Here is a 14,224-nt window from a genome sequence, read left to right as displayed (position 1 = left end):
GAAGTAACACTAGATAATGCGCACACAGTTTACGGCTATGTAGCTCAGTTGGTTAGAGCACCGCACTCATAATGCGGGGGTCACAAGTTCAAGTCTCGTCATAGCCACCATTTTAAAAACCACGCTCCTGCGTGGTTTCTTTTTATCTGTATGATGTAAAATAATGAATGAGATGCGCAAACGCCTGTAAATACTGAATTGATTTACAGGCTTTATTTTTTATAGGTGTTTTTCGATCGTCGCGAGTGTCTCGGAACTTTCATAGAACGGTTTCAGGATGAGGGTAATGATCGGTTCGAGTACATCATGTTCATCTAAAGCGACCACAACTTTTGGATAAAAACGTACCGCTTCATTCAGCAGGTCTGCTTCTTCCAAGCCAATTGCAGCGAAGACATCTGCAAGACTTTCATCTTTATAGAAATCATAAAAGACTTTGACACCATAAAGGATTAAATCCTGTATGAAAGAAGACTGGCGTAATTCTTTCCAGTATTCATAGATCATGACAAAGAACTCTTCCACATCCAGTGGAGTCACCTGTTTGGTATATTCTGATAAAGGTTTGGCCTTATTGTCATCCCAGATATTACGCGCCAGACTTTCTAGATCATCATTGGAAAGCAGGCTGAGATCAGCCAGTTGCTCTTGAATAAATCGGGCAATACTTTCTTCGATTTTCTGTTCAATACGCTGCTGCTGACGGTGAGAAAAGCTTTTTAGTTTTTGTTGCCACTCATATTTACTTTCGGAAATTCTTTCTTCATCTAATTGGGTAAATAATTTAGGTAACTTGTTTTGTAAGGTCGTCGTTGCAATGTATTGGCACAATTGCTGAATAGATGGGCTTTCTTTTAAGAACTGATTTAAATAATGGCGGATATTTTCAAGTTCCAGAAATTTGGAGAGCCACATTTCAAATTGGTGGTCTGAAAATACATCTTGTAATTGCGCTGATGATTGTAGGGAAAAGACATGCAGTCTTTGTGCAATTTCTCCAATAAACTCCAGTAAACCTGCGCCAAGCTGCATTTCAAAGGCATAGCGTTTCACAACGGCCTGAATTTGCGCTAATTCAACCACTTCTTTGAGTTGTATGTTGGGTGCATGTTGTAGAAAGAGCTGAATAAATTGTTGAAAGAAATCAGCAGAAAGTTGTGTTGTAAGTTGGTTTTTATAAAACTTAACTTGCTCAAGCAAAAGTGCTTGAGCAAGTAATTGTGACTTTTCAGAAACAATTTTTTCAGTCATTCGCGGTCCATCCGTTGACGATCGGGTAGCGTCGTTCACGACTGAAAGCACGTGAACTGATACGTGGCCCAATCGCGCCCTGACGACGCTTGTATTCATTGCGATCAACCAGACGAATTACTTTCTCGACAACATCGCTTTCATAACCTTTAGCAATGATATCGGCCTGGCTGAGGTCTTCTTCTATATAAGCATACAAGATAGCATCAAGTACATCATAAGCAGGTAATGAATCCTGATCTTTTTGATCTGGACGAAGTTCTGCTGATGGTGGGCGGGTAATTACACGTTCAGGAATAACTGGCGTTTCTTCCAGTGTGTTACGGTATTTAGCCAATTCAAATACGATGGTTTTGTAGACATCTTTAAGTACAGAGAAGCCACCAACCATATCACCGTAAAGGGTGCAATAACCTACTGAAATTTCAGATTTGTTCCCCGTAGAAAGCACAAGATTACCAAACTTGTTTGATAAGCCCATGAGCAGAGTGCCGCGAGTACGTGCTTGCAAGTTTTCCTCTGTTGCATCGGCAGGTGAGTTGCCAAAGAACGGGAACAGTGTTTGCATGAAGCTATTCACGATTGGATGAATCTCGGCAATACCGAAAGTCACGCCCATACGACGTGCTTGTTCAGTCGCATCTTCTACGCTCATTTGTGAGGTGTAGGTATATGGCATCATGACGGCTTGTACTTTATCCGCACCAATTGCATCAACAGCAATCGCCATTGTTAATGCTGAGTCGATACCGCCAGACAATCCGAGGATAACACCAGGGAAACCTGAGCGTTGCACGTAGTCACGAGTTGCCATGACCAATGCTTGATAAATTTCAGCAAAGGTTTCCAACGCTGGAATGGCTTCAGCAGTTTTAAACTGTTTTTGTTCAGTATCATATTCAGCAAAATGAACAGATTCTTGGAAACTTGGTGCTTGTAATGCAAGTTGACCATTATTGTTGCTTACAAAGCTAGAACCATCAAAAATCAGGTCATCTTGTCCGCCAACTTGGTTAACGTAAACAATATTCAGATGCAATTGTTTCGCCAATTCATTCAGCGTCTGAATACGATGTTGTGGTTTACCCACTTCATAAGGAGAAGCATTTAAGACCAGTGCTGTTTCAACATTAAGTTGGCTAAGTTGCTTAACTGTGTTGAGTGACCAGACATCTTCACAAATCAAGACACCGAATTTGTGTCCCAGATATTCAAAAACAAGGTGCTGGTGGCCTTCCTGAAAATAACGTTTTTCATCAAACACGCCGTAATTTGGCAGGTTGTGTTTATTGTAAATACCCAATACCTGACCATCTTTCATCACCGCAGCAGAATTATAACGGTGGCCATCTTCGGTTTGGTGCACGAAACCAAATACCATTACGATGTCTTTTACTTCACTTAACTGAGCAAAAGCTTTTTGAGTGCGTTTTTGAAGATTTGGGCGAAGAATTAAATCTTCCGCTGGATAACCGATGGTTGAAAGTTCTGGAAAGACGATCAAATCAGCCTGTTGTTGTTTCGCTAAATTTGCTTGCTCAATCATCTTTTGAGTATTTGAGTCAACATTGCCAATATGCGGAGAGAACTGAGCAAGGGCAATTTTAAAATTTTTCATTCAAACCTAATCCTAAGTCTTAACAAGTTTTGATACACAAGTTTTTGATTTATATAAGTATAGTTGTTAAAAACGATTGTATATCATGGCGCCAAACATTTTATATCTTAAAGAAAAATGACAAGTTTACTAATATATACTAAATGCACATTTTTCTGCGTAAAAATAACGAGTTTTTCTGTATGAAAAAGCAACATTTCTCAATGTTTAGGTAGTTATGGTGCATGATTGTGAATAAATTGAATATAACCACATCAAGTTTTTTTCATGTCAGCTTCGCACATTGACATGACGTCTCAGTGACAGTTCCAATAACGTCTAAAATTTCTAATAAAAAGAGTGACTTTAATAAACCTGTTAAAAATTTATGAAAAAATAAAAACAACTGTACTTAATTAAAAATATATTTATTTCAAGTGATTATGTTTTTATTGGGTGTTTTATATACCGTTTGTCGGGAATATCTTTGCTACACTTGAGTGTACATTTGTTCACTGCTATGATCCTGATTAATGTGAAGGGTTATACATTTTGAGATCACTCAGGTGTATTACAACACTCAAATCAAGAGGTGGTAGATATGTCAGTTTTATTATTTCCAGTTGTTGCGTTTGGTTTAGCTGTCGTTGTTGGTCGTATTGGTACAGTCATGTTCCGTGAGCAAGAGCCACAAGCTTAAAAATTAGATTCTCTTTGAATGAAGTGAGGTGAGAGATTATGACTTCAACAATTTTATTGCCAATCATCGCATTAGGTTTAGCGATTAGTGTTGGACGTATGGGTACCATTGTTAAGGATGCAATGCGTGTAGATTTTACAACTGATATGGATGTCGATCATGAACCTACGAATGAAACTCGCAAAGGCACAGCTGCATAATACCAATTGCGATGGTCTAACTTAAAAAGCCCTGTACATGAATGACAGGGCTTTTTTTATTTTCTCAGAATAATATTGGGAATTTTCTTGAAAAAAATATCGCGTGCAATATCTCCTTGCTGTTCGATGTTGTATCTGGAGAAGGCTTTATTGGGTTTGAACTGATATTGATAAGGATCGTAGTGCTTAAAACTGAGATAATAAGCCAATTGAAGAATTGCACCTTTGACAATCACATTGGTGCGTTGCTGAAACTGTAAAATATGGGCCAGCTCATGGATAAAAATCCCTTGTAAGGGGAGAGAGCACTTTGAATAATCAGCACTAAAATATTTTTGATGCACAAATAAGTTTCCATTCGGTGCCATAAAAATATTTACGGGTTGCCACGGTAAATAGGGGATATTGAAAATCTTGACCTGCGCATAATTAATCAGATTACCAAAGACTGGACGTGCCATGTCAATCTCGCCAGAGGTTAAGCCGCGATAGTTGAACTGATTCATTTTGAGATAAACGATTAAGTTGGCAATGAACCGGTTTTTTAATTGTTGTATAGGCCGTTGAAGTGCTTTGATCATCTGATATTCAAGTGTGAACAAAATGATAGTATTTATTCTAGAATAAAAAACCTCAGTTAGAACTGAGGTTTTACGACAACGAGAATAACCACCGCAAATAAGATCAAGGTTGGCATTTCATTAAAGAAGCGCCAGAACTTATGTGATTTGTAGTGGGCATTGCCAATGAGCTTTTTACGGTAATAACCACACACTAGGTGATAAATCACCAAAAGACCGACCAGACCAACCTTGAGATAAAACCATAAGGCTTCATGATAATGTCGGGTTGCATCACCCCAGTCGACCAGAAAGTGGGCGGTAATTAATGTGGCAATCATAGACGGCCACATGATCCCGCGATATAACTTACGTTCCATGACTTCAAAGCGTTGATGACTAACGGCATCTTCGCTCATGGCATGGTAGACATAAAGGCGTGGTAAGTAGAACAATGCAGCGAACCAGCAAACCACGGCAATAATATGTAATGCTTTTACCCACAAGAAAGCATCAGAAGGTGCATCCATCGATAATCCTGCTAAGTAGGATTATGCATCCCACTTCTTGAAAATAAGGCAGGCGTTAACACCGCCAAAACCAAAACTGTTACTCATCACAGTATTCAGTTTTGCATCACGTTTTTCAAGTACAATATCGAAACCTTGTGCGCCTTCATCAAGCTCAGTCACGTTGATGTTTGGTGCAATAAAGTCATTTTGCATCATCAATACAGAATAAATCGCTTCCTGAACACCAGCAGCACCTAAGCTGTGACCAGTCATTGATTTAGTTGAACTGAGTGGAGGAACCTGACCTTCACCAAATGCGCGTTCCATTGCTTTAAGTTCGGTTACGTCACCCGCTGGTGTTGAAGTACCATGTGTGTTGACATAGTCAATTTGCTCTACGCCATGCTGTTTTGCTTCATCCAATGCCATGATGATACAACGTGTTGCACCTTCACCACTTGGTGCAACCATGTCGGCACCATCACTATTTGCTGCATAACCAATCACTTCGGCAAGGATATTGGCGCCACGCGCTTGCGCATGTTCAAGTGATTCAAGCACGACGAAACCGCCACCGCCAGCAATAACGAAACCGTCACGGTCTTTTGAATATGGGCGTGAAGCAGTTTCTGGTGTGTCATTATATTTTGAACATAATGCACCCATCGCATCAAACAATAAGCTTTGTGACCAGTGATCTTCTTCACCACCACCAGCAAGCATCAAATCCTGTTTACCTAATTGAATCAGGTTGTAGGCATAACCAATTGCATCGGCAGAAGTTGCACATGCACTGGTAATCGAATGGGCCACACCTTGCAATTTAAATGCAACACCTACGTTTGCAGTAATGGTGTTTGACATGTTACGTGGCACGAAGAAAGGACCGATTTTACGCGCACCTTTTTCTTCTAGCAGTTTGATCATTTCTGCAACAGATGCAGTCGAGTTACCACCTGAACCGCCAGCAATACCGTAACGTGGATTGTTTGCCAAATCTTCTTGTTTCAGTCCAGCGTGTTCAACGGCTGCAACAGCTGCATTGTATGCATACATCGCACAAACGCCCATAAAGCGTTTCAGTTTACGATCAATGCCATCAAAATCCTGTTCAGCTGCAGCGCTAACATGGCTCTTGAAATTCAGTTCTGCATAAGTTGGGTTTAAACGTGTGCCTGAGATTCCATTTTTTAAAGAATGAGTGACCTCTTCTAAAGAGTTACCGATACATGAGTTAATGCCCATACCAGTGATTACAACACGTTTCATTTACAGATCCCTTTTATGGTAATACTTAAGCCCTGTGCATCTCGCTATGAATACAAATCAGGAGAAAATAACGATTAAAATGGCTTATGAGTGAATGACACCATGATAGCAGAAAGGTTTTTTATTTCTTATGGCAAATTTTATGCCTATTTCCAGTTGTGTAAATATTCGTAAATATTGCACTTATGGTGACGAAACGTAATGAAAGTACACACATAAAAGTTGAGATAAATCTGCATTCAACCTAGTATTTACCTAGAAATGCACACATTACACAACAGAGGTACTTGATGACAAAATCTAAAAACAAGCAATCTTCAGGTTTATTTGCACAAGCCTTTGGAGTGGCTAAAAAGCTCAGTTCAGAATTACAAAAACTGCAAGTGGCGCCAATCACCTCTGGGACCGATCTTGCAAATTCATCTCATACAATAGAAGGAAAAGCGCGTTTTAAAAGTCCATTTGAAGTGGAAAAATACGAGAGTCCACAACAAATGTTACGTCAGCAATTCCCGAAACTTTCACATCAGTTCCTCGGTCGTCATTACACGCGCGTGAACAGTATTGCGTCTTTTGTATCTCCTGATTTAGGTGAAAAAGCATCTGACTATTTATTCCAGTGGCTGAATGAATTTAGTTCGAATAGTTCCCTGACGGAGAAAATCCTTGAAGAAGCAGGAGTGAAGGACATTATGGAACTCACCAAAGATACAGGTCGTTCGCAACGTTTGAGTCAGGCGCTTATTGAACAAAATAAATTATTGGCAGCCGTTCAGGGCGCTGTGACAGGTGCAACAGGTGTCTGGGGCGCGGCTATTGATATTCCTGCATCGATTGTTTTGACCTTGCGAACCATTTATCAGACTGGACGTTCACATGGCTTTGATTTGTCAGAAGAGAATGATCAAGAGATTGTTGCTTTCATCTTTAAAGAGATTGATTTGAGTCTGGTTGCTGAAAAACAAACCTTATTGGTTGCATTAAAAGCCTTGAAATCTATGCTGGAAACGCATGACCTGCAACAGTTCCAACAATTGCTTGGATCAAATAATGATTTTGATTTAGTTAAAAAGTGGCTGGTAGATGAACAAGGACAGTTTAAATTCGGATGGTTAAACCGTGTTCCTCAGGTGTCCGTGGTGGGTAAATTAACCCCAGTTGCTGGCGCTGCTTTAAGTGGTTTTTATAGCTGGCGATTGTTGGAAGATGTCGGACATAAATCACAATCTATTTTTGGTGCGGCACGTTTCTATTTAAATGAACATCCGAACGAAAATATTTCTCCATTAGATGCCTACTATAAAGCGGAGGCTTTATTGAAAAAAGCGACGCCGCGTTTATTAAATGCAACCGAGGAAGAGGCCAAGCAGGGTTTAACTTCTGAGACATCAAAAAATGATGTGATTACCAATGTTTCGATTCAGACCAAAGATACAGATGCGCCCAAAACACCAGTGGATGAAAAAGTAGAAGAGGGAATTCAACAACTTGCAGAACAGCACGTGGTTGAACATGAGCATACGGAACAGCAACCTGCGTTGAAGGCAGAGCAAGACGAGACATTTGATGAGAGCGAAACAGAACTTACGACTGAACAGAAATCAATTGATGTCGAACCTGCTTCAACCAAACATAGCTAATTATGGTGTGATGTTCTAGACATCAAAACACAACAAACCCAAGAAATGGTCAGCACTTACAATGTTGACCATTTTTACTTCTTAGCTTACAATTATGTGCCCTTAAAAAGAGGTTCTTTTCTTTTTTTAAGGTTGTTTAATAACGGGAGAATTGCCAAATGGCAACAACAAATCAGTTGATCCGTAAGGGTCGTACGACTTTGATTGAAAAATCAAAAGTTCCTGCGTTGAAGGCTTGTCCACAACGTCGTGGTGTATGTACACGTGTTTATACTACTACACCTAAAAAACCTAACTCAGCAATGCGTAAGGTTTGCCGTGTTCGCTTAACTTCAGGTTTTGAAGTATCTAGCTACATCGGTGGTGAAGGTCATAACCTACAAGAGCACAGTGTTGTTCTTATCCGTGGTGGTCGTGTTAAAGACTTACCAGGTGTACGTTACCATACCGTTCGTGGTTCTTTAGACTGTGCTGGCGTTAAAGATCGTAACCAGTCACGTTCTAAATATGGTGCTAAGCGTCCTAAGAAGTAATTCTAGGAAACTAGCCCAAGCATTCCTTTAGCGTTTCGCTTGTTTGAATTCTTCATAGATTTGTAATTCAAGCGACGTATAGTAAGGCCAGCGTCGTGTACATGACACTTGTACAAACTGCTGGATTATCCTGAAGTGTCATATTATTAGGTGTATTAAAATGCCAAGACGTCGCGTAGTCGCTGCTCGTGAGATCCTTCCAGATCCAAAATTTAGCAGCCAAACAATCGCTAAATTCATGAACCACGTAATGCAAGATGGTAAAAAATCTATTGCCGAAAGTATCGTTTACGGTGCTTTAGACCGCGTTCAAGAAAAAAACAAAGTAGACCCAGTTGAATTTTTCGAGACTACTCTTGAAAAAGTTCGTCCTATGGTTGAAGTAAAAGCACGCCGTGTTGGTGGTGCTACTTATCAAGTACCTATGGAAGTACGCCCATCCCGTCGTACTGCTCTAGCTATGCGTTGGTTAGTAGATGCTGCTGCTAAGCGTTCTGAAAAAACGATGGCTTTACGTCTTGCTGGTGAGTTGCTTGATGCAGCTGAAGGTAAAGGTGCAGCGATCAAAAAACGTGAAGACGTGCATCGTATGGCTGAAGCCAACAAAGCCTTCTCTCACTACCGTTTCTAAGCGGATAAAACAGTCCCTAATCAGGAGAATATTCATGCGTACCGCAGCTCGATTCAACATCGCTCTCTATCAAAGTGGAGGCTTTGCGGGTATTTAAGTTGCCTGCTTGGATATTCGTGCGCATCAATTTAATTGATGCGTCCTGTTTTAAATATAACATTTAGGAATGTAGACATCATGGCTCGCCAAACCCCAATTAGTAACTACCGTAACATCGGTATTTCTGCGCACATTGACGCAGGTAAAACAACTACAACAGAACGTATTTTGTTCTACACAGGTGTATCTCACAAAATTGGTGAAGTACACGACGGTGCAGCAACAATGGACTGGATGGAACAAGAGCAAGAGCGTGGTATTACAATTACCTCTGCTGCTACAACTTGTTTCTGGTCTGGTATGGCTAACCAATTCCAACAACACCGTATCAACGTAATTGATACACCGGGACACGTAGACTTCACAATCGAAGTTGAACGTTCTATGCGTGTTCTTGACGGTGCGTGCATGGTTTACTGTGCAGTTGGTGGCGTACAACCTCAGTCTGAAACTGTATGGCGTCAGGCAAACAAATATAAAGTGCCTCGTTTAGCATTCGTGAACAAGATGGACCGTACTGGTGCAAACTTCTTCCGTGCTGTTGAGCAAGTTAAAACTCGTTTAGGCGGTAATCCTGTACCTATCGTTGTGCCAATTGGTGCAGAAGATACATTTACAGGTGTAGTTGACCTCATCGAAATGAAAGCGATTATCTGGGATGAAGCATCTCAAGGTATGAAGTTTGAATACGGTGAAATTCCTGCTGACCTCGTTGATACTTCAAACGAATGGCGTACTAAGATGGTTGAAGCTGCGGCTGAAGCATCTGAAGAGTTAATGGACAAGTACCTAGAAGAAGGCGATCTTTCTAAAGAAGAAATCATCGCTGGTTTACGTGCTCGTACATTAGCATCTGAAATTCAAGTTATGCTTTGTGGTTCTGCGTTCAAGAACAAAGGTGTTCAACGTATGTTGGATGCTGTAATTCAATTCTTGCCTTCTCCTACAGAAGTTAAAGCAATTGAAGGTATCCTTGACGACAAAGACGAAACTAAAGCGTCTCGTGAAGCATCTGACGAAGCTCCGTTCTCTGCACTTGCGTTCAAAATCATGAACGATAAGTTCGTAGGTAACTTAACATTCGTACGTGTTTACTCTGGTGTTCTTAAACAAGGTGATCCGGTTTATAACCCAGTTAAATCTAAGCGTGAACGTATCGGTCGTATCGTGCAAATGCATGCGAACGAACGTCAAGATCTTGATGAAATCCGTGCAGGTGATATCGCAGCGTGTGTAGGTCTTAAAGACGTTACTACTGGTGATACATTATGTGATGAGAAAAACATCATTACACTTGAGCGTATGGAATTCCCAGAGCCAGTAATTTCATTGGCTGTTGAACCAAAAACTAAAGCTGACCAAGAAAAAATGTCTATCGCTTTAGGTCGTTTGGCTAAAGAAGATCCATCGTTCCGCGTTCGTACTGACGAAGAATCTGGTCAAACAATTATTGCTGGTATGGGTGAGCTTCACCTTGACATCATCGTTGACCGTATGAAGCGTGAATTCAGCGTTGAAGCGAACATTGGTAAACCAATGGTTGCTTACCGTGAAACCATCAAAAAGTCTGTTGAACAAGAAGGTAAATTTGTTCGTCAAACAGGTGGTAAAGGTAAATTCGGTCATGTATATGTTCGTTTAGAGCCTATGGATGTTGAAGAAGCTGGTAAAGAATACGAATTCGCTGAAGAAGTTGTCGGCGGTACTGTACCTAAAGAATTCTTTGGTGCGGTTGACAAAGGTATTCAAGAACGTATGAAGAATGGTGTATTGGCTGGTTACCCTGTTGTGGGTATCAAAGCGACATTATTCGACGGTTCTTACCACGATGTCGACTCTGATGAATTGTCGTTCAAAATGGCAGGTTCATACGCTTTCCGTGACGGTTTCATGAAAGCAGATCCTATCCTTCTTGAACCAATCATGAAAGTTGAAGTAGAAACTCCAGAAGACTACATGGGCGATATCATGGGTGACTTAAACCGTCGTCGTGGTATGGTTCAAGGTATGGACGATCTTCCTGGCGGAACTAAAGCTATTAAAGCTGAAGTACCACTTGCTGAGATGTTTGGTTACGCGACTCAAATGCGTTCTATGTCTCAAGGTCGTGCGACTTACTCTATGGAATTCGCTAAATACGCTGAAACTCCACGTAACGTTGCGGAAGGCATCATCGCTAAGTTCCAAGCTGGCGGTAAAAAAGGTGACGACGAGTAATCTTTCGATTACTATATTACCCAACTAAAATTTAGTTAAAAACCAAGTGCTCATGGGCGACCCTCATGAGCAGTTTATAAAGGAAGATCATCATGGCTAAAGCCAAGTTTGAACGTAATAAACCACACGTAAACGTGGGTACAATTGGTCACGTTGACCATGGTAAAACAACTTTAACTGCTGCGATTGCAACGATCTGTGCAAAAACTTACGGCGGTGAAGCTAAAGATTACGCAGCTATCGACTCTGCACCAGAAGAAAAAGCACGTGGTATTACAATTAATACTTCACACGTAGAATACGATTCTCCAACTCGTCACTACGCTCACGTAGACTGCCCGGGCCACGCCGATTATGTTAAAAACATGATTACTGGTGCTGCTCAGATGGACGGCGCGATCCTTGTATGTGCTGCGACTGATGGTCCAATGCCACAAACTCGTGAACACATCCTTCTTTCTCGTCAGGTTGGTGTACCTTACATTCTTGTATTCCTTAACAAGTGTGACCTTGTTGATGATGAAGAATTACTTGAATTAGTGGAAATGGAAGTTCGTGAACTTCTTTCTACTTACGACTTCCCAGGTGATGACACTCCAGTTATCCGTGGTTCTGCTCTTGCTGCGCTTAATGGCGACGCTGGTCAGTACGGTGAGTCTGCAGTTCTTGCTCTTGTTGAAGCGCTTGACTCTTACATCCCAGAACCAGAACGTGCTATCGACAAAGCATTCTTGATGCCAATCGAAGACGTATTCTCAATCTCTGGTCGTGGTACTGTAGTAACAGGCCGTGTTGAGTCTGGTATCGTTAAAGTAGGCGAAGAAGTTGAAATCGTTGGTATTAAAGATACAGTTAAAACAACTGTAACTGGCGTAGAAATGTTCCGTAAACTTCTTGACGAAGGTCGTGCGGGCGAGAACTGTGGTGTTCTTCTACGTGGTACTAAGCGTGAAGACGTACAACGTGGTCAAGTACTTGCTAAACCAGGTTCAATCAAGCCACACACTAAATTCGATGCGGAAGTATACGTACTTTCTAAAGAAGAAGGTGGTCGTCACACTCCATTCCTTAACGGTTACCGTCCACAGTTCTACTTCCGTACAACTGACGTAACTGGCGCGATCAAATTACAAGATGGCGTAGAAATGGTAATGCCTGGTGACAACGTAGAAATGTCAGTAGAGTTAATCCACCCGATCGCAATGGACCCAGGTCTACGTTTTGCGATCCGTGAAGGTGGTCGTACTGTAGGTGCTGGTGTTGTTGCTAAAGTAACTGCATAAGCCCAATACTGTGTTACACTCAAATCGGAAGCTTCGGCTTTCGATTTGCATAATAGGCTAGTAGTTCAATTGGTAGAGCGTCGGTCTCCAAAACCGAATGTTGGGGGTTCGAGTCCCTCCTGGCCTGCCACTTTTTTTTTATAAAAAAGCTTAATTCTGGCTGAGTTGTCATATAATAAGTCGCGAATTCTACGACGAGTAAAAAAATGTCGAATGATAAATCGCGTGACGCATTAAGCGACGCGCCAATCCCTCAAAGAAATAATGCTGCAGAAGTTGTAAGCTCTGGTACTCCACTTGATGCTGTCTTGTGGCTGATTGCTATCGCTTTATTGATCGGTTCAGCATTGGTAAATCAACATTTACCTGCCTATTGGGCACCAGCAAATGATATTTGGGTGCGCGTTGGGGTAATTTTGGCTTGTATCGTCGTCGCTTTAGGTTTATTATACGCCACCCATCAAGGCAAAGGCTTTGTGCGTTTGTTGCAAGATGCGCGAATTGAACTGCGTCGAGTGACCTGGCCAACAAAACAAGAGACGATCACGACTTCGTGGCAAGTTCTTTTGGTTGTACTTGTTGCATCATTGGTTTTATGGTGTTTCGATTACGGGTTAGGTTGGTTTATTAAGTTAATTATCGGGTAAGAGTGCGATGAAACGTTGGTATATTATTCATGCCTATTCAGGTTTTGAAAAACAAGTGATGCGTTCACTTAATGACCGAATCCAGCGCAGCACTGTTGCTGATAGCTTTGGTGAAGTCCTTGTCCCTACTGAAGAAGTAGTGGAAATGAAGGATGGTAAGAAGCGTAAGTCTGAACGTAAATTCTTTCCTGGCTATGTGTTAGTCGAAATGGAAATGAATGATGATACTTGGCACATCGTAAAAGAGTGTCCAAAGGTTCTTGGTTTTATCGGTGGTACACCAGAAAAACCAGCACCGATTTCACAACGTGAAGCTGATGCGATTCTTGCGCGTGTACGTAATACTGGTGAAGCACCACGTCCTAAGACGATGTTTGAACCAGGTGAAGAATTGCTCGTTGTTGACGGTCCGTTCACTGACTTTAAAGGAGTCGTGGAGGAAGTTCAATACGATAAGTCACGTTTAACGTTGACGATTAATGTATTTAATCGACCAACTCAGGTTGAACTCGAGTTTCGCCAAGTCGAAAAAACGATTTAATCTGCCTAGGTTGATAAGCGCCCGATTTGATCGGGCATTGTTGTTCAAACACTTCGGTGTTGTTTAATTTTTTGGGGAGCCTAACGGCGTCTGTACCCAGAGGTAATTTTCAATGGCTAAGAAGATTGACGGCTATATCAAGCTGCAAGTTCCAGCTGGTAAAGCGAATCCATCTCCACCAATTGGTCCTGCTTTAGGTCAACGTGGTGTAAACATCATGGCATTCTGTAAAGAATTCAATGCTGCTACACAAAAACTTGAAGTTGGTTTGCCAATTCCTGTCGTGATCACTGTGTACAACGATAAGTCGTTCACTTTCATCATGAAAACTCCACCTGCATCTATTCTTCTTAAGAAAGCTGCTGGTATTCAAAAGGGTTCTTCTGTACCTAACAAAACTAAAGTTGGTAAGTTGACTCGTGCTCAATTAGAAGAAATCGCGACTACTAAAGAACCAGACTTAACTGGTGCTGATTTAGACGCTCGTGTTCGTACCATCGCTGGTTCTGCACGTTCTATGGGCTTGGAAGTGGAGCTATAAGAC

14 protein-coding genes and 2 tRNA genes are annotated in these 14,224 nt (G+C 41.4%); 11 read left to right on the top strand and 5 right to left on the bottom strand.

Going from position 1 to position 14,224, the window contains the following annotated elements; genetic code table 11:
• The first annotated feature begins 33 nt into the window (after positions 1-33).
• Positions 34-110: transfer RNA gene (locus tag AWW72_RS12860), tRNA-Met, on the top strand.
• A 109-nt stretch (positions 111-219) separates the two neighbouring features.
• Here AWW72_RS12860 and AWW72_RS12855 read toward each other — a convergent pair.
• Entirely contained in the window at positions 220-1,251 is a 1,032-nt protein-coding gene (locus AWW72_RS12855) for a hypothetical protein (protein WP_062847596.1), read from the bottom strand.
• On the bottom strand, positions 1,244-2,869 hold the full coding sequence (locus tag AWW72_RS12850; RefSeq protein WP_062847595.1) for an NAD+ synthase: 1,626 nt from the start codon (positions 2,867-2,869) through the stop codon (positions 1,244-1,246). Before AWW72_RS12850 ends, AWW72_RS12855 begins: the two co-directional genes overlap by 8 nt.
• Before the next feature lie 717 nt (positions 2,870-3,586).
• Here AWW72_RS12850 and AWW72_RS19465 point away from each other — a divergent pair.
• Positions 3,587-3,748: a hypothetical protein gene (locus AWW72_RS19465; protein ID WP_004770926.1), complete on the top strand. Its 162-nt coding sequence runs from the start codon at positions 3,587-3,589 to the stop codon at positions 3,746-3,748.
• A gap of 56 nt (positions 3,749-3,804) precedes the next feature.
• Here AWW72_RS19465 and AWW72_RS12845 read toward each other — a convergent pair whose 3' ends face one another.
• From AWW72_RS12845 to AWW72_RS12835, 3 genes are read right to left on the bottom strand one after another with little or no spacing between them, the layout of a single operon-like run.
• Positions 3,805-4,329, bottom strand: a complete 525-nt coding sequence (locus AWW72_RS12845; protein WP_062847594.1) for a hypothetical protein — start codon at positions 4,327-4,329, stop codon at positions 3,805-3,807.
• Between the two features lie 56 nt (positions 4,330-4,385).
• The gene (locus tag AWW72_RS12840; RefSeq protein ID WP_004770928.1) at positions 4,386-4,838 is read right to left on the bottom strand and encodes a CopD family protein; all 453 of its coding nucleotides are present in this window, start codon (positions 4,836-4,838) and stop codon (positions 4,386-4,388) included.
• A 21-nt stretch (positions 4,839-4,859) separates the two neighbouring features.
• Positions 4,860-6,089 carry a beta-ketoacyl-ACP synthase II gene (locus AWW72_RS12835; RefSeq protein WP_004805136.1) on the bottom strand — a complete coding sequence of 410 codons (1,230 nt, stop codon included), beginning with the start codon at positions 6,087-6,089 and terminating at the stop codon, positions 4,860-4,862.
• Between the two features lie 290 nt (positions 6,090-6,379).
• On the opposite strand from AWW72_RS12835, the gene AWW72_RS12830 reads away from it, so the two are divergent.
• The 9 genes from AWW72_RS12830 (at position 6,380) to rplK (ending at position 14,221) form a co-directional block, all read left to right on the top strand.
• On the top strand, positions 6,380-7,729 hold the full coding sequence (locus tag AWW72_RS12830) for an EcsC family protein (protein ID WP_062847593.1): 1,350 nt from the start codon (positions 6,380-6,382) through the stop codon (positions 7,727-7,729).
• A gap of 158 nt (positions 7,730-7,887) precedes the next feature.
• Complete coding sequence (gene rpsL / locus AWW72_RS12825) at positions 7,888-8,262, top strand: 30S ribosomal protein S12 (protein WP_004638184.1); 375 nt, start codon at positions 7,888-7,890, stop codon at positions 8,260-8,262.
• A gap of 160 nt (positions 8,263-8,422) precedes the next feature.
• Positions 8,423-8,893: a 30S ribosomal protein S7 gene (gene rpsG / locus AWW72_RS12820; RefSeq protein WP_004655203.1), complete on the top strand. Its 471-nt coding sequence runs from the start codon at positions 8,423-8,425 to the stop codon at positions 8,891-8,893.
• Positions 8,894-9,070: 177 nt separating this feature from the next.
• A complete protein-coding gene (gene fusA / locus AWW72_RS12815; protein WP_004770932.1) occupies positions 9,071-11,209 on the top strand; it encodes an elongation factor G in 2,139 nt (712 codons plus the stop codon).
• Positions 11,210-11,301: 92 nt separating this feature from the next.
• Positions 11,302-12,492, top strand: a complete 1,191-nt coding sequence (tuf, locus tag AWW72_RS12810; RefSeq protein ID WP_004774012.1) for an elongation factor Tu — start codon at positions 11,302-11,304, stop codon at positions 12,490-12,492.
• Between the two features lie 54 nt (positions 12,493-12,546).
• Positions 12,547-12,622 (top strand) — tRNA-Trp (locus AWW72_RS12805).
• A 76-nt stretch (positions 12,623-12,698) separates the two neighbouring features.
• Positions 12,699-13,139 carry a preprotein translocase subunit SecE gene (secE, locus tag AWW72_RS12800; RefSeq protein WP_004774015.1) on the top strand — a complete coding sequence of 147 codons (441 nt, stop codon included), beginning with the start codon at positions 12,699-12,701 and terminating at the stop codon, positions 13,137-13,139.
• Between the two features lie 7 nt (positions 13,140-13,146).
• On the top strand, positions 13,147-13,680 hold the full coding sequence (gene nusG / locus AWW72_RS12795; protein WP_004774016.1) for a transcription termination/antitermination protein NusG: 534 nt from the start codon (positions 13,147-13,149) through the stop codon (positions 13,678-13,680).
• A gap of 112 nt (positions 13,681-13,792) precedes the next feature.
• Complete coding sequence (rplK, locus tag AWW72_RS12790; protein ID WP_004637639.1) at positions 13,793-14,221, top strand: 50S ribosomal protein L11; 429 nt, start codon at positions 13,793-13,795, stop codon at positions 14,219-14,221.
• Positions 14,222-14,224: the final 3 nt, after the last annotated feature.

This window comes from Acinetobacter sp. NRRL B-65365 (genome assembly GCF_001605865.1).
Classification (GTDB): domain Bacteria; phylum Pseudomonadota; class Gammaproteobacteria; order Pseudomonadales; family Moraxellaceae; genus Acinetobacter; species Acinetobacter vivianii.
The sequence above is the reverse complement of the archived record's forward strand: the minus strand, read 5'-3'. Positions and strand labels throughout refer to the sequence as shown.